This window comes from Bradyrhizobium sp. 164 (assembly GCF_023073715.1).
GTDB lineage: Bacteria > Pseudomonadota > Alphaproteobacteria > Rhizobiales > Xanthobacteraceae > Bradyrhizobium.
Map to the genome: position 1 here is coordinate 1 of NZ_JADPKA010000076.1, position 20,745 is coordinate 20,745.

General features: G+C 63.3%; 14 protein-coding genes and 1 tRNA gene. 13 read left to right on the forward strand and 2 right to left on the reverse strand.

Going from position 1 to position 20,745, the window contains the following annotated elements:
* Positions 1-615 precede the first annotated feature (615 nt).
* On the reverse strand, positions 616-1,401 hold the full coding sequence (locus IVB01_RS23930; protein ID WP_247279350.1) for an SDR family oxidoreductase: 786 nt from the start codon (positions 1,399-1,401) through the stop codon (positions 616-618).
* Between the two features lie 133 nt (positions 1,402-1,534).
* Between IVB01_RS23930 and IVB01_RS23935 the strand changes: the two genes are divergently transcribed.
* The gene (locus IVB01_RS23935; protein ID WP_247279351.1) at positions 1,535-2,233 is read left to right on the forward strand and encodes a histidine phosphatase family protein; all 699 of its coding nucleotides are present in this window, start codon (positions 1,535-1,537) and stop codon (positions 2,231-2,233) included.
* Between the two features lie 70 nt (positions 2,234-2,303).
* On the forward strand, positions 2,304-3,071 hold the full coding sequence (locus tag IVB01_RS23940) for an SDR family oxidoreductase (RefSeq protein ID WP_247279352.1): 768 nt from the start codon (positions 2,304-2,306) through the stop codon (positions 3,069-3,071).
* A gap of 116 nt (positions 3,072-3,187) precedes the next feature.
* Here the strand turns inward: IVB01_RS23940 and IVB01_RS23945 are convergent, their stop codons facing one another.
* Positions 3,188-4,411 (reverse strand): serine hydrolase domain-containing protein, encoded by a 1,224-nt coding sequence (locus tag IVB01_RS23945; protein WP_247279353.1) that lies wholly within the window; start codon positions 4,409-4,411, stop codon positions 3,188-3,190.
* 150 nt (positions 4,412-4,561) lie between these two features.
* Between IVB01_RS23945 and IVB01_RS23950 the strand changes: the two genes are divergently transcribed.
* From IVB01_RS23950 to IVB01_RS24000, 11 genes are all read left to right on the forward strand, one after another.
* Positions 4,562-4,637: transfer RNA gene (locus tag IVB01_RS23950), tRNA-Trp, on the forward strand.
* A 259-nt stretch (positions 4,638-4,896) separates the two neighbouring features.
* The gene (gene secE / locus IVB01_RS23955; RefSeq protein WP_027564420.1) at positions 4,897-5,088 is read left to right on the forward strand and encodes a preprotein translocase subunit SecE; all 192 of its coding nucleotides are present in this window, start codon (positions 4,897-4,899) and stop codon (positions 5,086-5,088) included.
* On the forward strand, positions 5,088-5,642 hold the full coding sequence (gene nusG, locus IVB01_RS23960) for a transcription termination/antitermination protein NusG (RefSeq protein ID WP_247279354.1): 555 nt from the start codon (positions 5,088-5,090) through the stop codon (positions 5,640-5,642). Before secE ends, nusG begins: the two co-directional genes overlap by 1 nt.
* Before the next feature lie 132 nt (positions 5,643-5,774).
* A complete protein-coding gene (gene rplK / locus IVB01_RS23965; protein ID WP_012045056.1) occupies positions 5,775-6,203 on the forward strand; it encodes a 50S ribosomal protein L11 in 429 nt (142 codons plus the stop codon).
* 6 nt (positions 6,204-6,209) lie between these two features.
* Positions 6,210-6,902: a 50S ribosomal protein L1 gene (gene rplA, locus IVB01_RS23970; protein ID WP_018647230.1), complete on the forward strand. Its 693-nt coding sequence runs from the start codon at positions 6,210-6,212 to the stop codon at positions 6,900-6,902.
* A gap of 106 nt (positions 6,903-7,008) precedes the next feature.
* Positions 7,009-7,962, forward strand: coding sequence for a 2-hydroxyacid dehydrogenase (locus tag IVB01_RS23975; RefSeq protein ID WP_247279355.1), 954 nt, complete (start codon positions 7,009-7,011; stop codon positions 7,960-7,962).
* Between the two features lie 586 nt (positions 7,963-8,548).
* A complete protein-coding gene (gene rplJ / locus IVB01_RS23980) occupies positions 8,549-9,067 on the forward strand; it encodes a 50S ribosomal protein L10 (protein ID WP_247279356.1) in 519 nt (172 codons plus the stop codon).
* A 54-nt stretch (positions 9,068-9,121) separates the two neighbouring features.
* The gene (rplL, locus tag IVB01_RS23985) at positions 9,122-9,499 is read left to right on the forward strand and encodes a 50S ribosomal protein L7/L12 (protein WP_124157674.1); all 378 of its coding nucleotides are present in this window, start codon (positions 9,122-9,124) and stop codon (positions 9,497-9,499) included.
* A 482-nt stretch (positions 9,500-9,981) separates the two neighbouring features.
* Positions 9,982-14,100 carry a DNA-directed RNA polymerase subunit beta gene (gene rpoB, locus IVB01_RS23990; protein WP_247279357.1) on the forward strand — a complete coding sequence of 1,373 codons (4,119 nt, stop codon included), beginning with the start codon at positions 9,982-9,984 and terminating at the stop codon, positions 14,098-14,100.
* Between the two features lie 128 nt (positions 14,101-14,228).
* Entirely contained in the window at positions 14,229-18,425 is a 4,197-nt protein-coding gene (rpoC, locus tag IVB01_RS23995) for a DNA-directed RNA polymerase subunit beta' (RefSeq protein WP_247416824.1), read from the forward strand.
* A gap of 192 nt (positions 18,426-18,617) precedes the next feature.
* Positions 18,618-20,678, forward strand: a complete 2,061-nt coding sequence (locus IVB01_RS24000) for an FAD-dependent oxidoreductase (RefSeq protein WP_247279359.1) — start codon at positions 18,618-18,620, stop codon at positions 20,676-20,678.
* Positions 20,679-20,745 lie beyond the last annotated feature (67 nt).

Sequence of the window (20,745 nt, forward strand, 5' to 3'; positions counted from 1 at the left end):
CGGCCTTTGAGCGCGACCGGGCTCAGATCCAGCAACGGGCGGTTTTGCGAGAACCGCCCGTTTGCACATTCTGGCAGATTTCCCAGACACAAGAGCGCGACATAAGCCGTTCCAACCATCCGCGCAGGGAAGGCCGGGATGTCTCCGGTTGCCCTGTTGTCCGCTATGCATGAAGCACACGCAATCTGCTCTTGGCATGGCGGCCCATGGGAGCCAACCGGCTCCCGGTCTTCCCTGCGCCCTCTTTCATGAGAGGGCAAGGCATCGAAGCAGAGCTCGGGCGAACAAGCCGCGAAGATGCGAAGGTGTGTCTGCAATTGAAAGCGAATTGAAAGCGCGATGCCATCACCCCACACTCCGTCATTGCGAGCGCAGCGAAGCAATCCAAAAATGTATCCGCGGATAGATTCTGGATTGCTTCGCTGCGCTCGCAATGACGATGTTGATACAGGCGCGCGACAAAACTCTCCGCTCGTGCCCTGGACGCAGCGCAGCGCTTCTTCAGCGGTGCGCTGCCGAGCCGGGGCCCATCCGCTAGTGCGGTGGCCTGCTGGGTCCCGGCTCTGCGCCACATCGCTTGCGCGCTGCGTCGCGTCCGGGACACGAGACCTTCAGTTAAACCGGCTTGCCCGTATACGGCATCGATGCCGTCAGGCCGCCGTCGACGGGGAATGCCTGACCATTCACGTACGAGGCCTCGTCGCTGGCCAAAAACAGTCCCATCGCCGCGAGCTCGTGCGGCTGGCCGGGGCGCTTGAGCGGGTTGAGCTGGCCGATCTTGTCTTGAGTGCCGCGCTCCTTGGCGCGGTCGAAGATCGGTTTGGTCATGCCGGTCTCGATCAGGCCGGGGCACACCGCGTTGATGCGCACGCCGGTGCCGGTGAGCGAATAGGCTGTGGTCTGCACCAGGCTGATCACGCCCGCCTTGCTCGCCGCATAGGGATGTCCGCTGGCGCCGGCCTTGAGGCCGGCGACGGACGCCGTCAGCACGATCGCGCCGGACTGTTGCTTGACCATGTGCGGCATCGCGTATTTCACCGCGAGGAACGGCCCGATGAGGTTGACGCGCAAAATCTCCTGCCAGTGCTCCACCGTCTGCTCGGCGAGCGGGATGAGCCCGCCCGAGATGCCGGCATTGGCCCAGATCACGTCGAGCCGGCCATGCGCCTTCACGGCCTTGTCGATCATTGCGATGACGTCCGTCTCGGAGCCGGCATCCGCGATCATGGCTTCCGCGATGCCACCGGCGTTCTTGATCTCCTCGACGGTCTCCTTCACCGCTTCGGTGCGATCGACGGCGATGAGCTTTGCGCCTTCCCTGGTGAAAAGCAGCGCAGCGGCGCGGCCGATGCCGCTGCCGGCGCCGGTGATGATGACGGATTTGCCTTGCAAGCGGCCCATGCGCTTCTCCCTTTGGCTCGCACGCGGCCCTTGCCGCGCGACGGAATTTCAAACAACATTTCAAACGGCAAAGTGTCTTGAGACACGTTCGCTACTGACGTACAGCGACATCACGCGGGATGGAAGGGTTTCGATGGCAGGCGCAGACAAGCCGAATGTGGTCACGACACGGTGGTGGTGGGTCCGGCACGCGCCGGTGCGCGATGACGGCGGCAACATCTACGGCCAGTCCGACATCGCCTGCGACATCAGCGACACCTATGTGTTCAACGCTGTTGCCAAGGTGCTGCCACGCAACGCAGTCTGGTATTCGAGCAATCTAATGCGCACACATCAGACGGCCGAGGCGATCTGGGCAACAGGCTTTCCACGGCCTGCGTCGATGAAATGGGAAGCGGATCTCGCCGAGCAGAATCTCGGCCGCTGGCAGGGCATGAACCGCGCCGAGTTCATCGCGAGCCGCCCCGTCGGCGCCAGCTGGTTCGCCGACATCAACGAGCCCGCGCCCGGCGGCGAAAGTTTCATGGACCTCTATAATCGCACGCGGCGCACCATCGAACGGATCAATGTGGAAGCGGCCGGGCAGGACATCATCGCGGTCGCGCATGGTGGCACCATCAAGGCGGCCGTAGGCCTTGCGCTCGGCGGCTTGCCGGAGCAGGGGCTCGCATTCGATATCGACAATTGCTCGGTGACGCGGCTCGATCATTTCGCAAGCCCCAAGCGCACGGTCTGGCGGTTGCCGATGGTGAACCAGCAGCCGTGGATCGCCGATGCTGCGCACGCAGCGATGCACCAGCCTGCGGGACCGGAAGTCAAGAAGCTTGCGTGAGCCGTTGTCCGGCCGCGCGGCTGCGGCGTAAGGTTCAAAGCCAAGTCAAATCATACTCTGGGAGAGAAACATGACCTTGTTCGACATGAAGGGGAAAGTTGCCGTCATCACCGGCTCGACCCGCGGCATCGGGCTCGCGATCGCCGAGCGTATGGCCGAGCACGGCGCTAAGGTGGTGATCTCCTCGCGCAAGGCCGACGTTTGCGAGCAGGTGGCCAATAGCATCAACGATAGATTCGGCAAGGGCACCGCGGTCGCGATCGCCGCCAACATCTCCTCGAAAGAGAATCTGCAAAACCTCGTCGACGAGAGCAACCGCGCTTTCGGCAAGATCGACGTGCTGGTCTGCAACGCGGCGTCGAACCCGTACTACGGTCCGCTCGCCGGCATCTCCGATGATCAGTTCAGAAAAATCCTCGACAACAACATCGTCGCCAACAATTGGCTGATCTCGATGGTGGTGCCGCAGATGATCGAGCGCAAGGACGGCTCGATCATCATCGTCTCGTCGATCGGCGGCCTCAAGGGCTCGACCATCCTCGGTGCCTACGCGATCTCGAAAGCCGCCGACATGCAGCTCGCGCGCAACCTCGCCTGCGAATACGGCAAGCACAATATCCGCGTGAACTGCATCGCGCCCGGCCTGATCAAGACCGACTTTGCGAAAGCGCTGTGGGACAATCCGGAGAATCTGAAAGCCTCGACCTCGCGCTCGCCTCTCTTGCGCATCGGCATGCCAGACGAGATCGCGGGCGCGGCGGTGTTCCTCGGCTCGAAGGCCGGCGACTTCATGACCGGGCAGACCATGGTGATCGACGGCGGCGCGACGATCAGTTGAGGCTTTGGCGTGATCCCGGGGCACGCGAAGCGTGAACCCGGGATCGCGAGATTCTCAGGTGCGCAATTGCGCACCATAGTTCGATGCTTTGCATCGCCCCGGAATGACCCTTCGGGTCACTCCACCGCCGCGTAAACCAGATCCCGCACCAGCGTACGCGTATAGTCGCGTTGGCCCGGGCCTTGGCTCATGAACACCGCGAACAGATCCTCCTTCGGATCGATCCAGAAGAACGTGCCCGCAATGCCGCTCCAGAAATACTGGCCGACGCTGCCGGGGAAGGGCGCGATGCCGGCCTCGCGGCGCACGGCAAAGCCGAGACCGAAGCCGTGGCCGGGCGACAGCAGCGTGCCATTTGTTGCAACATGCGGCCCGAGATGATCGGACGCCATCAGCTCCAGCGTCTTACGGCCGATGATCCTGTTGCCGTCGAGCGTGCCGCCGTTGCGCAGCATCAGGCAGAAGCGCGCATAATCCATCGTGGTCGAGACCAGCCCGCCACCGCCGGACTCCATCACCGGCTGCTCGAGCATGTTGAAGAGCGCGACCTTGTCGCCGGTCCAGGGATCGGCCGCGAACGGTTCGGCGAGGCGGCCGGAATTGGTCTCGGGCGTCGCAAAGCCGGTCTCGGCCATCTGCAAGGGCGCGAGGACGCGTTCGGCGAGGTACGCGCCGAGCGACTTGCCGCTGACGACTTCGACGATGCGGCCGAGGATGTCGGTGGAGCGGCTGTAGTTGAACTCGTCGCCGGGATGGCAGATCAACGGAAAGCTCGCCACCAGCGCGGCGTGCTCGGCATTGGTGATCTTGCGGCTGCGGACGCGGGACTCCTGGTAGAGCTTGTGCACCGGGCCGTCGCCCTGGTGCTCGTAGGTCAGGCCCGAGGTGTGACGGAGCAGGTCCTGCACCGTCATCGGCCGCCTCGGCGGAACCAGGTTGAGCCGGCCGCCGCTGACCACGCCGACCTTTTGCTCGGCGAACTCCGGAATGAACTTGGCGACCGCGTCGCTGAGAAGGAGATGGCCATCCTCGATCAGCGCCATGATAGCGACCGAGACAATCGGCTTGGTCATCGAGAAGATCCGGAAGATCGAATCGCGCGCCATCGGCGCCGCGCCCGTCGGGCTCTGCCGTCCCAGTGCCTCGAACCAGCCGATTTGGCCGCGGCGGGCCACCAGCACGGTGACGCCGAGAACGGTTCCCCTGTCGATCTCGCGCTTGAAGGCGTCCGACATGGCCTGGAGGCGGGGACGCGACAGCCCGAGCGTCTCGGGGCGGGCTTCCGGCAGAGGCGGGGTCTGCGGCGCGATCGTGGCGTGTTGGGCGGCTGTGGCGGTCATGGGCGCTCCCGGTTGCTCTTGATTATCTGGAATGGACTGTGGCCCCAAAACCCCGGCACAAACAAGCGAAGCCGGCGCGGTTCACCCTTGCAAACCGGCCGTCCCCTGTGCTTGAAAGCGGCCCTGATCCTAAGGCGACGCGGGGTCTGTAGGAGTGTAGCTCAATTGGTAGAGCACCGGTCTCCAAAACCGGGGGTCGCAGGTTCGAGCCCTGCCACTCCTGCCAGCAAAATCAATTAGGCGGCTCGATCCGCTCGCTTGCCGCGCAAGCCGTCCCCATATCTTGACCTTTGGCCCCATCCGCAGTATTTACCCCGCACTCGCAGCCGGCCCGTTAGACGCGGATTTCCGGCGCGGCTTTGAAATCCCCGAACAATCGAGCCCGGTTTCCGGCTCATCCTTCAGACGAGGGCTGGGCCAAAGGCGGCTGTTCGGATCCCTTTGAAATCAGTAGCCGTCTTGCGACGGACGTTGGACATCAAACGATGGCAGTCAGCCCGTTCAAGTTCTTGCAGGAAGTGCGCTCGGAGACCGCCAAGGTCACCTGGCCGACCCGTCGTGAGACCACGATCACCACCATCATGGTGTTCGTCATGGTTGCCGTGGCCTCGGTCTTCTTCTTCGCCGCCGACCAGATCATCCGTTACCTCATCACCTTCCTTCTGGGCATCCACTGATGGCAACAGCAACCGCTCAAGTGTCCGACAAGCGCTGGTACATCGTCCACGCCTATTCGAACTTCGAGAAGAAGGTCGCCGAATCGATCCGCGAGCAGGCCAAGCAGCGCGGGCTCGAGGAGCTGTTCGACCTGGTACTGGTGCCGACCGAGAAGGTCACGGAAGTGCGCCGCGGCCGCAAGATCGACGCCGAGCGCAAGTTCTTCCCCGGCTATGTGCTGGTGAAGATGAAGCTGACCGACGAGGCGTTCCATCTGATCAAGAACACGCCGAAGGTGACGGGATTCCTCGGCGCCGAGAACAAGCCGATGCCGATCTCGGAAGCCGAGGCCATGCGCATCCTGCATCAGGTGCAGGAGGGCGTGGAACGGCCGAAGGCGTCGGTCTCGTTCGAAATCGGCGAGAACGTGCGCGTGGCCGACGGCCCGTTCGCCTCGTTCTCGGGTGTGGTCGAGGAAATCGACGAGGCGCGCTCGCGCGTGAAGGTCGCGGTGTCGATCTTCGGCCGCGCCACGCCGGTCGAACTGGAATTCGGTCAGGTCGAGAAGGTCTGACCGGGTAGGCGTGAGACTTCGGTCTTGCGCAGCAAGAGGCCGTGGGAGGGAGAGGGCGGTTGCCAGCCGCATCCGACCCAGACCACGAACCTGAAACCGCCGGCGGACATGCCGGCACAACAGGAGTGATACATGGCAAAGAAAGTGACCGGATACCTGAAGCTTCAGGTCCCGGCCGGTGCGGCGAATCCTTCGCCCCCGATCGGTCCCGCGCTCGGTCAGCGCGGTCTCAACATCATGGAGTTCTGCAAGGCGTTCAACGCGCAGACCCAGAAGGAAGAGAAGAACACCCCAATCCCGGTGGTCATTACCATCTATGCGGACCGTTCCTTCACTTTCGAGATGAAGACGCCGCCGATGTCCTACTTCCTCAAGCAGGCCGCCAAGATTCAGTCCGGCTCGAAAGCACCGGGCCGTGACAAGGCGGGCAAGGTGACCAAGGCGCAGGTGCGCGAGATCGCCGAGAAGAAGATGAAGGACTTGAATTGCGACAGCATCGAATCGGCCATGAAGATGGTCGAGGGCTCCGCCCGTTCGATGGGTCTGGAAGTTGCGGGGTAAGCGGTCATGGCAATCGGAAAGCGTTTGAACAAAGCCCGCGAAGGCATTGATCGCGAAAAGCTTTACCCGCTCGCGGACGCGATCAAGATGGTCAAGGAACGCGCCAAGGCGAAGTTCGACGAGACCATCGAGGTCGCGATCAATCTCGGCGTCGATCCGCGTCACGCCGACCAGATGGTTCGCGGCGTCGTGACCCTGCCGAACGGCACCGGCCGTACGCTCCGCGTCGGCGTGTTCGCCCGTGGCGCCAAGGCCGACGAGGCAAAGGCGGCGGGTGCTGACGTCGTCGGCGCCGAGGACCTGGTCGAGAAGGTGCAGAACGGCTCGATCGATTTCGACCGCTGCATCGCCACCCCCGACATGATGCCGCTGGTCGGCCGCCTCGGTAAGGTGCTCGGCCCGCGCGGCCTGATGCCGAACCCGAAGATCGGCACGGTGACCATGGATGTCACCGGCGCGGTGAAGGGTGCCAAGGGTGGCTCGGTCGAGTTCCGTGTCGAGAAGGCCGGCATCCTGCAGGCCGGCGTCGGCAAGGCGTCGTTCTCCGAGGAGAAGCTGGTTGAGAACATCAAGGCCCTGGCAGACGCCGTCTCCAAGGCGAAGCCGGCCGGCTCCAAGGGCACCTACATCCAGCGCGTTGCGGTGTCCTCGACGATGGGCCCCGGCGTGAAGGTCGAGCCGGGCACCATCCTCGGCTAAGGCTTGCCTCGGCTGAGATTTGCAAATTGCATGAGGCGAGGGGCGGAATTGGGCAACCGATTCCGCCCCTCGTCGTTTGTGACCGCGTTCACGGGAAACAAGAACAATGGCTGACAAGGTCCTGATCTACTCCCGCTTTCCCAAGACGATGATGGTGCTTTTCGCCGAGCGCTTCGAACTGCTCGACACTGGCGGCAAGCCCGCGCGCGAGGTGTTTTCGGCCGACGAGCTCGGCGGCATCCGCGCGGTACTGACGGCAGGCGGCACCCCGCTGGGAGCGGAGGCGATGGACCTGTTTCCCAAGCTCGGTGCGATCGTCTGCTACGGCACCGGCTATGACGGCGTCGACTTGGAGGCGGCCGCCGCGCGCAACGTTGCGGTCGGCCACAGTCCGGGTGCCAACGCAGCTTCGGTCGCCGATATTGCGATGACCCTGATGCTGGCGACGACGCGGCGGATCCTGGCTGCCGACCAATATGTCCGCAGCGGCGATTGGGCGGCGTCAAAACCCTCGCCGATGATGCGGCCACAGACGGGCATGCCCGGCCGCCGCATCGGCGTCTACGGCATGGGTGAGATCGGCCGCAAGATCGCGGCGCGCTGCGCCGCTTTCGAGAGCGAAGTCGGCTATTTCAGCCGCACCAAATACGATTTGCCGTATCAATATTTCCCGTCGCTGGAAGGACTCGCCGACTGGTGCAGCGTGCTGATGATTGCGGTCCGGGCAGGGGCCGAGACCCAGCACGTCGTCAGCGCCGACATCCTGAGGCGCCTTGGCGCGGACGGGTATGTCATCAACATCTCCCGCGGCTCGGTCATCGACGAGAAGGCCCTGGTCGCGGCGCTGACCGACAAGACCATCGCCGGCGCCGGCCTCGACGTCTATGAGAGGGAACCGCACGCGCCCGACGCGCTAACCGCGCTGCCCAATGTGGTGCTCGCCCCCCATCTCGGCGGCCATACCCTCGAATCGCACGTCGCCATGCAGAATTGCGTGCTGGCCAACCTGACCGCGTTTTTCGATGGCAGGCCGCTGCCCTATGAGGTCAAAAAGGCCTGAATCGATCCTTCTCTGCCCTAATTGGTCAAACGCTTGCGGCAGCGGCTTGGAACTGGTGCGAATTTTGCTCTTGGCAAGCCGGCTCCGAGCGGTTAAAGAACCGCTTCCGGACGTGCCGGCCTCGGCTGGCGCGTTCGTGCTCGCATTCCGAAAACCCGACACGACAGGAGATCATTCCTTTCCAGGACGTCCGTAAGGATTTTCCGGACAAGGAAAGAGAGCCCGTCATTTGGTGGAATGCGGACAGAGGTCGGACGGTTCGCCGGCTGACCTTGTCCTGTCCAAGACTGCAGGCGTCCGCGGGGAATTTCGATTTCTCAACGGCTTAATCGCATGGCCTGCATAGACGGGTGAAGACCGGATTTCACTTCGCGCCCCAGCTTCAAAACTGGCTTCGCGAAACGGGGTCTGGTTCGGACCTCGACACGCCGTGGGCCTCATGGGCTCCCGGAGGGCAGGCTTTGAATTGTCGTCTTGCCCGGCGTGTCCGATGGGTTTGGCCCGGAGGTTCAGGTTTGGGCGGGACGATGGGTGCAACCCGGCGGTCCCGCTTCTCGCGATGACCGCCAACCGGAGAGAGCTTGCTGTGGAACGAGCGGCAAAAAAGGAAGCGGTCGAACAGCTCAACGAGGTCTTCAAGACCACGAGCGTCGCGATCGTTGCTCAATATTCCGGCCTCACCGTTGCCCAGATGCAGAAGCTGCGCACGCAGATGAAGCAGGCTGGCGCCTCGGTGAAGGTCTCGAAGAACCGTCTCGCCAAAATTGCTCTTGAAGGCACTGACGTCGTTGCCATCGGCCCCATGCTGAAGGGGCCGACCGTGATCGCGACTTCCAACGATCCGGTAGCGGCGCCAAAGGTCGCCATCGAATTCGCCAAGGCGAACGAAAAGTTCGTCATCGTCGGCGGCTCGATGGGCAAGACCGTCCTGAATGTCGACGGGGTGAAGGCGCTTGCCTCGCTGCCGTCGCTTGACGAACTGCGCGGCAAGATCGTCGGCCTCATCGTGGCCCCGGCGACCAAGCTCGCTCAGCTCGCCAACGCGCCCGCGGGCAAGCTCGCGCGCGTCATCCAGGCTCATGCCTCAAAGGGCGAAGCGGCCTGACACCCTTCGCAAAACTCAAACCCGAACCAGACTTACACGTAAGGAAACTGAACAATGGCTGACTTGCAGAAGATCGTTGACGACCTCTCGAGCCTCACCGTGCTCGAAGCTGCCGAACTCGCGAAGCTCCTCGAAGAGAAGTGGGGTGTTTCGGCTGCCGCGGCTGTCGCCGTGGCCGGCCCGGCCGCTGGCGGCGCCGCTGCCGCTCCGGCGGAAGAGAAGACCGAGTTCACGGTCGTTCTCGCCAGCGCTGGCGACAAGAAGATCGAGGTCATCAAGGAAGTCCGCGCCATCACCGGTCTCGGCCTGAAGGAAGCAAAGGACCTCGTCGAGGGTGCTCCCAAGCCGCTGAAGGAAGGCGTGAACAAGGAAGAAGCCGAGAAGATCAAGGCGCAGATCGAGAAGGCTGGCGCCAAGGTCGAGCTCAAGTAAGCGCAGCTTGCTGGTGAGGTCCCGGGCGAGCATCAGCGCGACCCGGGGTCTTGGTCCGCTCCTCATCGAAGGGGTGAGCCGGATGCAAAAGGCGTGCGACGGAACGTCCCGACGCAGGCCGAACACGAAAAAGTGTGGGGATTTGAGGGTTTACCCCTCGAATCTCCACTATTGTCGCCCCATATCGGGTCGGCAGCACGAAAGCGCGGTGGGCAGGGATGCCGGATTTCCCTGTAAGCCGTTGGGAGAGCAGGCTATTTCGGGCTTTTGCAGTCCGTGAAGACAATCGTTGTGACGGGCGGGCGCGCTTCTGCGCCCCGCGCGTCGTTTTGCGTTTTGAAGGTCTGAAGAACAGATTCAGGACATTCCCGCCTGAACTGAGCTTTTGGCCCCCAAGACGGGTTCGAAAAATTCAACCCGGGAGCGGCGGCAGCCGCGTTCCGGACGGCGCGCCCAAGCGGGCGACGAAATGAGAGGCCACGATGGCGCAGCAGACATTCACCGGTCGCAAACGCGTTCGCAAGTTCTTCGGACACATCAAGGAAGTCGCCGAGATGCCGAACCTCATCGAGGTTCAGAAGGCGTCGTATGACCAGTTCCTGATGGTCGACGAACCGCCGGGCGGCCGTCTTGACGAGGGTCTGCAGGCGGTGTTCCGCTCGGTGTTTCCGATCTCCGACTTCTCGGGCACCTCGATGCTGGAATTCGTCCGCTACGAGTTCGAGCAGCCGAAATACGACGTCGACGAGTGCCGCCAGCGCGGCATGACCTTCGCGGCTCCGCTCAAGGTAACGCTGCGCCTCATCGTATTCGATATCGACGAGGAGACCGGCGCGAAGTCGGTGAAGGACATCAAGGAGCAGGACGTCTACATGGGCGACATCCCGCTCATGACGATGAACGGCACCTTCATCGTCAACGGCACCGAGCGCGTCATCGTCTCGCAGATGCACCGTTCGCCCGGCGTGTTCTTCGACCACGACAAGGGCAAGACCCATTCCTCGGGCAAGCTGCTGTTCGCCGCCCGCGTGATCCCGTACCGCGGCTCCTGGCTCGACATCGAGTTCGACGCCAAGGACATCGTCTATGCGCGTATCGACCGTCGCCGCAAGATTCCGGTGACGTCGCTGATGTTCGCGCTCGGCCTCGACGGCGAGGCGATCCTGTCCACGTTCTACAAGAAGATCCTCTACAAGCGGACCAAGGAAGGCTGGCGCGTTCCGTTCGACGCCAATCGCTTCCGCGGCTACTCGACCGTCAACGATCTGATCGACGCGGATACCGGCAAGGTCGTGCTCGAGGCCGGCAAGAAGCTCACCGTCCGTGCCGCCCGCCAGTTCCAAGAGAAGGGGCTGAAGGCGCTGCGCATGGCCGATGAGGAACTGGTCGGCAACTACGTCGCCGAAGACCTCGTCAATCCGAAGACGGGCGAGATCCACGCTGAAGCCGGCGAGGAAATCACCGACAAGCTGATGAAGGCGCTCAACGAGCAGGGCTACAAGGAGCTGCCGCTGCTCGACATCGACCACGTCAATGTCGGCCCCTACATTCGCAACACGCTCTCGGCCGACAAGAACATGACGCGTGAGGACGCGCTGTTCGACATCTACCGTGTGATGCGTCCGGGCGAGCCGCCGACGCTGGAATCGGCGCAGGCCATGTTCCAGTCGCTGTTCTTCGACGCCGAGCGGTACGACCTCTCCGCGGTCGGCCGCGTCAAGATGAACATGCGCCTCGACCTCGATGCGCCCGATACTCAGCGTACCCTGCGCAAGGAAGACATCCTCTCCGTCATCAAGACGCTGGTGGATTTGCGCGACGGCAAGGGCGAGATCGACGACATCGACCATCTCGGCAACCGCCGCGTGCGTTCGGTCGGCGAGCTCATGGAGAACCAGTACCGCATCGGCCTCCTGCGCATGGAGCGCGCGATCAAGGAGCGCATGTCCTCGGTCGACATCGACACGGTGATGCCGCAGGACCTGATCAACGCCAAGCCGGCGGCCGCCGCCGTGCGCGAGTTCTTCGGCTCCTCGCAGCTCTCGCAGTTCATGGACCAGACCAACCCGCTCAGCGAGATCACCCACAAGCGACGCCTGTCGGCGCTCGGACCGGGCGGTCTGACCCGCGAGCGTGCCGGCTTCGAGGTGCGCGACGTGCATCCGACGCATTACGGCCGCATCTGCCCGATCGAGACGCCGGAAGGCCCGAACATCGGCCTGATCAACTCGCTCGCGACCTTCGCGCGCGTGAACAAGTACGGCTTCGTCGAGACGCCGTACCGCAAGGTCAAGGACGGCCGAGTCACCGACGAGGTCGTGTACCTCTCGGCGATGGAGGAGGGCCGCTACACGGTCGCGCAGGCCAACGTGCCGCTCGACCCGAAGGGCCGCTTCACCGAAGACCTCGTGGTCTGCCGTCACGCCGGCGAAGTCTTGCCGGTGACGCCTGACAAGGTCGACTACATGGACGTGTCGCCGAAGCAGCTCGTTTCGGTGGCCGCGGCGCTGATCCCGTTCCTCGAGAACGACGACGCCAACCGCGCGCTGATGGGCTCGAACATGCAGCGTCAGGCGGTGCCGCTGGTTCGCGCCGAGGCGCCGTTCGTCGGCACCGGCATGGAAGGCGTGGTTGCGCGTGACTCGGGTGCCGCGATCGCGGCGCGCCGTTCGGGCGTGATCGACCAGATCGACGCGACCCGCGTCGTCATCCGCGCCACCGAAGATCTCGATCCGACCAAGTCGGGCGTCGATATCTACCGGCTGATGAAGTATCAGCGCTCCAACCAGTCGACCTGCATCAACCAGCGTCCGCTGGTGAAGGTCGGCGACGTCGTCAAGAAGGGCGACATCATCGCCGACGGTCCCTCGACCGATCTCGGCGAGCTCGCTCTGGGGCGCAACGTGCTGGTCGCGTTCATGCCGTGGAACGGCTACAACTTCGAAGACTCGATCCTGCTCTCCGAACGGATCGTGAAGGAAGACGTCTTCACCTCGATCCACATCGAGGAGTTCGAGGTGATGGCCCGCGACACCAAGCTCGGGCCCGAGGAAATCACCCGCGACATTCCGAACGTCTCGGAAGAAGCGCTGAAGAACCTCGACGAAGCCGGTATCGTCTACATTGGTGCGGAAGTGCGCGCCGGCGACATCCTGGTGGGCAAGATCACGCCCAAGGGCGAAAGCCCGATGACGCCGGAAGAGAAGCTCCTGCGCGCCATCTTCGGCGAGAAGGCTTCCGACGTTCGCGACACCTCGCTGCGCGTTCCTCCGGGCGTGCAGGGCACCATCGTCGAAGTGCGCGTGTTCAACCGTCACGGCGTCGACAAGGACGAGCGTGCGCTGGCGATCGAGCGGGAAGAGATCGAGCGTCTGGCCAAGGACCGCGACGACGAGCAGGCGATCCTCGACCGCAACGTCTACAACCGTCTTGCCGAGCTGCTCGAAGGGCGGCAGGGCATCGCCGGTCCGAAGGGCTTCAAGAAGGACACCAAGATCACCCGTGCGGTGCTCGAGGAGTACCCGAAGTCGCAGTGGTGGCTGTTCGCTTCGCCGAACGACAAGCTGATGGCCGAGATCGAGGCCATGCGGAAGCAGTACGACGAGTCGAAGAAGGGGCTGGAACAGCGCTTCCTCGACAAGGTCGAGAAGCTTCAGCGCGGCGACGAATTGCCGCCCGGCGTGATGAAGATGGTCAAGGTCTTCGTCGCGGTGAAGCGCAAGATCCAGCCCGGCGACAAGATGGCCGGCCGCCACGGCAACAAGGGCGTGGTGTCCAAGATCGTGCCGATCGAGGACATGCCGTTCCTCGAAGACGGCACGCATGCCGACATCGTGCTCAATCCGCTGGGCGTGCCCTCGCGCATGAACGTCGGACAGATTCTCGAGACCCATCTCGGCTGGGCCTGTGCCGGCCTTGGCAAGCGGATCGGCCAGACGGTCGATGCTTACCTGTCGAAGCAGGACATCAAGCCGCTGAAGGAAACCTTGAAGAAGGTCTATGGCGAGGACGAGACGATCAAGTCGCTCAACGACAGCGAACTGATCGAGCTCGGCCACAATCTGAGCCGCGGCGTGCCGATTGCGACGCCGGTGTTCGACGGCGCCAAGGAAGCCGACATCGAGGAGATGCTTAAGCTCGCCGGTCTCGACGCTTCGGGGCAGTCGACCGTCTATGACGGCCGTACCGGCGATCCGTTCGATCGCAAGGTGACGGTCGGCTACATCTACATGCTCAAGCTGCACCATCTCGTCGACGACAAGATCCACGCGCGTTCGATCGGTCCGTACTCGCTCGTCACCCAGCAGCCACTGGGCGGCAAGGCGCAGTTCGGCGGCCAGCGCTTCGGCGAAATGGAGGTGTGGGCGCTCGAGGCTTACGGCGCGGCGTACACGCTCCAGGAGATGCTGACGGTGAAGTCGGACGACGTCGCCGGCCGCACCAAGGTGTACGAGGCGATCGTGCGCGGCGACGACACGTTCGAGGCCGGTATTCCGGAATCGTTCAACGTGCTGGTCAAGGAAATGCGCTCGCTCGGCCTCAACGTCGACCTGCACAACTCCAAGATGGGACCGGCGCCGACGTCGGAAGCGGCCGAGTAATTCGACCTGTCGTGCCCGGCCTTCGCGGCCGGGCATTGGCGCCCCGCCTGAGGCCTTGAGGGCAGGGCGCCCCGCTAAGTGATTTTCGAATTTGCGGCCGGAGGCGACCGGCACGCGAGGAGAAGACGATGAACCAAGAAATTATGAATCTCTTCAACCCGACGACGCCGGCTCAGGTCTTCGACCAGATCCGGATCTCGATCGCGTCTCCAGAGAAGATTCTGTCCTGGTCCTACGGCGAGATCAAGAAGCCGGAGACCATTAACTACCGTACCTTCAAGCCCGAGCGCGATGGCCTGTTCTGCGCCCGCATCTTCGGGCCGATCAAGGACTACGAGTGCTTGTGCGGCAAGTACAAGCGCATGAAGTACAAGGGCATCATCTGCGAGAAGTGCTCGGTCGAGGTCACGCTGTCGCGCGTCCGGCGCGAGCGCATGGGCCATATCGAGCTCGCAGCCCCCGTCGCCCACATCTGGTTCCTGAAGTCGCTGCCCTCGCGCATCGGCCTCCTGCTGGACATGACGCTGAAGGATCTCGAGCGGATCCTCTACTTCGAATATTACGTCGTGCTGGAGCCGGGCCTCACCGCGCTGAAGGACCGTCAGCTCTTGTCGGAAGACGAGTATCTGAAGGCGCAGGACGAGTACGGCCAGGATTCCTTCACCGCCATGATCGGCGCGGAAGCGATCCGCGAGCTGCTCAAGGGCATGGACCTCGAGAAGCTCGAGGCCTCGTTGCGCCTCGAGATGCAGGAGACCGACTCCGACATCAAGCACAAGAAGCTGGCCAAGCGCCTGAAGATCGTGGAAGCGTTCCGCCACTCCGGCAACAAGCCGGAATGGATGATCATGACCGTGGTCCCGGTGATCCCGCCGGACCTGCGTCCGCTGGTGCCGCTGGACGGCGGCCGCTTTGCGACCTCGGACCTCAACGACCTCTACCGCCGCGTCATCAACCGCAACAACCGCTTGAAGCGGCTGATGGAGCTGCGCGCGCCCGACATCATCATCCGCAACGAGAAGCGCATGCTTCAGGAAGCGGTCGATGCGCTGTTCGACAACGGCCGCCGCGGCCGCGTCATCACCGGTGCCAACAAGCGCCCGCTGAAGTCGCTCGCCGACATGCTCAAGGGCAAGCAGGGCCGCTTCCGTCAGAACCTGCTCGGTAAGCGCGTCGACTATTCGGGTCGTTCGGTGATCGTGGTCGGTCCCGAGCTGCGTCTGCATCAGTGCGGCCTGCCGAAGAAGATGGCGCTCGAGCTGTTCAAGCCGTTCATCTATTCGCGGCTTGACGCCAAGGGTCTGTCCACCACCGTGAAGCAGGCCAAGAAGCTGGTCGAGAAGGAGCGGCCCGAGGTCTGGGACATCCTGGACGAGGTGATCCGCGAGCATCCGGTGCTGCTCAACCGCGCACCGACGCTGCACCGCCTCGGCATCCAGGCGTTCGAGCCCGTGCTGATCGAGGGCAAGGCGATCCAGTTGCACCCGCTGGTCTGCTCCGCGTTCAACGCCGACTTCGACGGCGACCAGATGGCCGTGCACGTTCCGCTGTCGCTCGAAGCGCAGCTGGAAGCGCGCGTGCTGATGATGTCGACCAACAACATCCTGCATCCGGCGAACGGCCAGCCGATCATCGTGCCGTCGCAGGACATCGTGCTGGGTCTGTACTACGTCTCGATCATGCGCGAAGGCCTGCCCGGCGAGGGCAAGGTCTTCGGCGACATGGCCGAGCTCGAGCACGCGCTACACGCGAAGGTCATCCACCTCCACACCAAGATCAAGTACCGGTGGGAAGGCATGGACGAGACCGGCAAGGTCTCCAGGCGCTGGATCGAGACCACCGCCGGCCGCGTGATGCTGGGCAATCTGCTGCCGAAGAATCCGCGGATCTCGTACGAGATCATCAACAAGCTGATGACCAAGCGCGAGATCTCGGGCGTGATCGACCAGGTCTACCGTCATTGCGGCCAGAAGGAGACGGTGATCTTCTGCGACCGCATCATGGCGCTCGGCTTCTACAACGCGTTCAAGGCCGGCATCTCGTTCGGCAAGGACGACATGGTCGTGCCGCACGGCAAGTGGAAGATCGTCGATACCACCCGTACGCTGGCGAAGGATTTCGAGCAGCAGTACAACGACGGCCTGATCACTCATGGCGAGAAGTACAACAAGGTCGTCGACGCCTGGTCGAAGGCCACGGAAGAAATCGCCAAGGCGATGATGAAGGAGATCTCCGCCACCAAGAAGACGGCGAGCGGAGCCGACGCCGACATCAACTCGATCTACATGATGGCTCACTCCGGTGCCCGCGGTTCGCCGGCCCAGATGCGTCAGCTCGCCGGCATGCGCGGCCTGATGGCCAAGCCGTCGGGTGAGATCATCGAGACGCCGATCATCTCGAACTTCAAGGAAGGCCTCTCGGTGCTCGAGTACTTCAACTCGACCCACGGCGCCCGCAAGGGCCTCGCGGACACCGCGTTGAAGACCGCGAATTCCGGCTACCTGACCCGTCGTCTGGTCGACGTGGCGCAGGACTGCATCATCACGCAGAGCGATTGCGGCACCAAGCTCGGCATCAAGATGCGTGCCATCGTCGATGCCGGCACCGTGGTCGCCTCGCTTGGTTCGCGCATCCTCGGACGCACGGCCTGCGAAGACGTGCGTGACAGCTCGGGCAAGGTGATCATCAAGCGCGACACGCTGATGGAAGAGAGCCATCTGGATGCCATCCAGCAGGGTGGCGTGCAGGAGGTGAAGATCCGCTCGGCACTGACTTGCGAGCTCGTCAACGGCATCTGCGGCAAGTGCTACGGCCGCGACCTCGCCCGCGGCACGCCGGTCAATCACGGCGAAGCGGTCGGCGTCATCGCGGCGCAGTCCATCGGCGAGCCGGGCACCCAGCTCACCATGCGCACCTTCCACATTGGCGGTGCGGCGCAGCTCAACGAGCAGTCCTTCGTCGAAGCCAACTTCGACGGCAAGATCATGATCAGGAACAAGGCCATCGCCCGCAACAGCGAAGGTCACCTGATCGCGATGGTGCGCAACATGGTGGTGGCGATCGTCGATGCCGACGGTACCGAGCGTGCGACGCACCGTATCCAGTACGGCTCGCGCCTGCACGTCGACGAGGGCGACAACGTCAAGCGCGGCCAGCGCATCGTCGAGTGGGATCCCTATACCCGTCCGCTCCTCACCGAGGTCGAGGGCACCATCGGCTTCGAGGATCTGGTCGAAGGGCAGTCGATCTCGGAAACGCTGGACGAGGCCACCGGCATCGCCAAGCGCGTGGTCATCGACTGGCGTTCGACCCGCGGCGGTTCGGACCTGCGTCCGGCCATCGTGGTCAAGGGCAAGGACGGCAAGGTGCTCAAGCTCGCCCGTGGCGGCGATGCCCGCTACATGCTGTCGGTCGACGCCATTCTCTCGGTCGACATCGGAGCCAAGGTTCAGCCGGGCGACATCCTCGCCCGTATCTCGACCGAAAGCGCCAAGACGCGCGACATCACCGGCGGTCTGCCGCGGGTGGCGGAGCTGTTCGAGGCACGGCGTCCGAAGGATGCGGCGATCATCGCCGAGATCGCGGGCACCATCCGGTTCGGCCGCGACTACAAGAACAAGCGTCGCATCTCGATCGAGCCGATGGACAAGACCGAGGAGCCGCGCGAGTACCTGATCCCGAAGGGCAAGCACATCCACCTTCAGGACGGCGACGTCGTCGAAAAGGGCGACTTCATCGTGGAAGGCAACCCGGCGCCGCACGACATTCTGGCGATCAAGGGCATCGAGGAACTCGCGGCCTATCTGGTCAACGAGATCCAGGAGGTCTACCGGCTCCAGGGCGTGCTCATCAACGACAAGCACATCGAGGTGATTGTTCGCCAGATGCTCCAGAAGGTGGAAGTCACCGACCAGGGCGACACGGACATGATCTCGGGCGAGCAGGTCGACAAGATCGAGTTCGACGCGCTGAACGAGAAGGCCAGGGAAGAGGGCAAGAAGCCCGCCACGGGAACGCCGGTTCTGCTCGGCATCACCAAGGCCAGCCTCCAGACCCGCTCGTTCTTCTCGGCGGCCTCGTTCCAGGAGACCACCCGCGTCCTCACGGAAGCGGCGGTCAACGGCAAGATCGATCCGCTCGAAGGCCTCAAGGAGAACGTCATCGTCGGCCGGCTGATCCCGGCAGGCACCGGCGCCTCCATGGCCAAGATCCGCGAAGTCGCCATGAAGCGCGACAAGCTGATCCTGGACGAGCGCGAGAAGCAGGCGGCCGTCGTGTCGCCCGCCCCGGAAGCGGAGCCGATGGCGCTGCCGCCGGCGGAATGATGCTTCATCCGTAGGAATACCGAGGACAATGAAAAGGCCGGCTTTTGCCGGCCTTTTTGCTGCTTTCCATGTTTATTGCGATGCGGGATCAGCTCTTGTTCATCTTTCCTTCAGCCGCAAAAGCGCTTCTGCTAGGAGAGCTTAGGCCGGTGGTCCCGTGTCGGGGGCAGGGCCGGAGACCACGGAACTCACATGCTTGATCTTGCAATCGTAGGCGGCGGCCCCGGCGGGCTGATGAGCGCTTGGTATCTGAAGCGCAAGCTCGGCGACCTCTGCCGCGTCACCATCTTCGAGGCATCCGATCGGCTCGGCGGCAAGATCGTCACGCGCAAATTCGATTCTGCGCCCGCGATGTACGAGGCCGGCGTGGCCGAGATCTACGACTACTCGATGACCGGCCCCGATCCGCTGCGCGAACTGATCCAGCATTTCGGGCTTCAGACCATTCCGATGGATGCCGAGCAGGTCCAGTTCGGCGGCGAGCTCCTCAACGACGTCGCGGGCATGCGCCGCAAATATGGCGCCAAGACCGCGGCCGCGATCGAGGCATTCCGCAAGCGCTGTACCGAGGTGATGTCGCCGATCGAATATTACGAGGGCGTCGGCGCGCACGACAACGAGAACCCCTGGGCCTACAAGACCGCCGAGCAGGTCCTCGACGAGGAGGTCGAGGACGAGACGGCAAAGCGCTTCTTCAAGGTCATGGCGCGCTCGGACATTGCGACCGAGAGCCACAACACCAACGGCCTCAATGCGCTCAAGAACTATCTGATGGACGTCGACGGCTATATCGGCCTCTATTCCATCCAGAACGGCAACGAGCAACTGATCGAGTGCCTCCAGTCGGAAGTCAATGCCGACATCCAACTCAACCACCGGGTGCTCACCGTCGGCAAGGCGCCGACCGGTCGCTACCAGCTCAAGATGATGAACGGCAGGGGGCCCGAGACGCGCGATTTCGATCTCGTGCTGATGTGCCTGCCGCATTCCTGGCTCGCCACCGTCGGCTGGGAAGGCGAGCAGCTGCGCAAGTCGATGGTCAAGCACGTCTCATACTTCGACCGCCCCGCGCATTACCTGCGCGTCTCGATCCTGTTCGACGAGCCGTTCTGGGGCCAGAAGATTTCCGGCGCCTGGTTCATGTCGGAGGCCTTCGGCGGCTGCTGCGTCTACAATGAGGGCGCGCGCCACGACGTCGGCAAGCATGGCGTCTTGAACTGGCTCATTGCCGGCTCTGACGCGCTGGCCTTTGCCAATCTGTCGGACCAGGAGCTGATCGACGCGGCGCTGAAATCGCTGCCGGCATTCCTCGGCAACGCGCGTTCGCATTTTATGGAAGGCAAGATCCACCGCTGGCTGTCGTCGGTGAACGCGCTGCCGGGCGGTCTGCCGGTGCGCGACGTGATGACCAATCACCGGCCCGAGCCGAAGGAGCATCCCGGTATCGTCGTGGTCGGCGACTATCTGTTCGACTCGACGTTGAACGGTCTGCTCGACTCCTCGGATGCGGCGACCGACATCATCCTGACGGAGATGATGCGGCTGCGCCGCGAGCGCGCGCAGGAGGACAAGCCGCGCTCCGACAAGATCGACCGCAATTATTTCGAGAACTATCGCGGCCTCGGTCCCTATCACGAGGCGTGGCGCCACTTCACCGATCCCGATTATCTCACCAAGCTGGTCGGCATCGTCTGGGGCGAGCCGAGGGGCGCCAAGCTGCTGGTCGCGGGCTCCGCCAGCGGCGAACTGGTCGGTGCACTGCGCGATCGCGGCATCGATGCATGGGGAATCGAGAACAACCGCGCCATTCATGCCAAGACGCCGAAGGCACTGAAGAAGTTCAACAAGCTCGGCTCGATCACAGACATGCCGTTCAAGGACGGTGCGTTCGACTTCGTGTTCGAGACCAGCCTCTGCCACGTTTCCCCGAAACAGGTGGCCCGCGCGATCCGCGAGCTGAATCGTGTGGTCAAGACCGGCGTCGTGTTCGGCTCGATCACCTCGGACATGGCGCCGGCACTGATCGACCGCTACGACCTGCTGCGCGGGGTCAAGAAGCTCGGCACCTGGTGGGAATGGTCCGAACTGTTCTTCGGCAACGGCTTCGATCTGTCGATGCACCGCAAGGACTGCACCGATGCGCTCTGGGAGGCCACGCTCGCCGCCAACAAGGGGCCGGGCCAGTGGTATGCCGACGCTGACAGCTTGCGCTATTCCTTCTTCGACAAGGTCGAGGACGAGGACGACGACTAGCAAGCCGCGGCCCCCCCGAATTTGCCAATTGTTTGCCGAATTCATCTTGATCGCATAGAATCGGTGC

Coding starts and splice junctions, on each gene's coding strand:
- IVB01_RS23930 (WP_247279350.1), bottom strand. CDS start 1,401: ATGGGCCGCTTGCAAGGCAAATCCGTCATCATCACCGGCGCCGGCAGC.
- IVB01_RS23935 (WP_247279351.1), top strand. CDS start 1,535: ATGGCAGGCGCAGACAAGCCGAATGTGGTCACGACACGGTGGTGGTGG.
- IVB01_RS23940 (WP_247279352.1), top strand. CDS start 2,304: ATGACCTTGTTCGACATGAAGGGGAAAGTTGCCGTCATCACCGGCTCG.
- IVB01_RS23945 (WP_247279353.1), bottom strand. CDS start 4,411: ATGACCGCCACAGCCGCCCAACACGCCACGATCGCGCCGCAGACCCCG.
- secE (WP_027564420.1), top strand. CDS start 4,897: ATGGCAGTCAGCCCGTTCAAGTTCTTGCAGGAAGTGCGCTCGGAGACC.
- nusG (WP_247279354.1), top strand. CDS start 5,088: ATGGCAACAGCAACCGCTCAAGTGTCCGACAAGCGCTGGTACATCGTC.
- rplK (WP_012045056.1), top strand. CDS start 5,775: ATGGCAAAGAAAGTGACCGGATACCTGAAGCTTCAGGTCCCGGCCGGT.
- rplA (WP_018647230.1), top strand. CDS start 6,210: ATGGCAATCGGAAAGCGTTTGAACAAAGCCCGCGAAGGCATTGATCGC.
- IVB01_RS23975 (WP_247279355.1), top strand. CDS start 7,009: ATGGCTGACAAGGTCCTGATCTACTCCCGCTTTCCCAAGACGATGATG.
- rplL (WP_124157674.1), top strand. CDS start 9,122: ATGGCTGACTTGCAGAAGATCGTTGACGACCTCTCGAGCCTCACCGTG.
- rpoB (WP_247279357.1), top strand. CDS start 9,982: ATGGCGCAGCAGACATTCACCGGTCGCAAACGCGTTCGCAAGTTCTTC.
- rpoC (WP_247416824.1), top strand. CDS start 14,229: ATGAACCAAGAAATTATGAATCTCTTCAACCCGACGACGCCGGCTCAG.
- IVB01_RS24000 (WP_247279359.1), top strand. CDS start 18,618: ATGCTTGATCTTGCAATCGTAGGCGGCGGCCCCGGCGGGCTGATGAGC.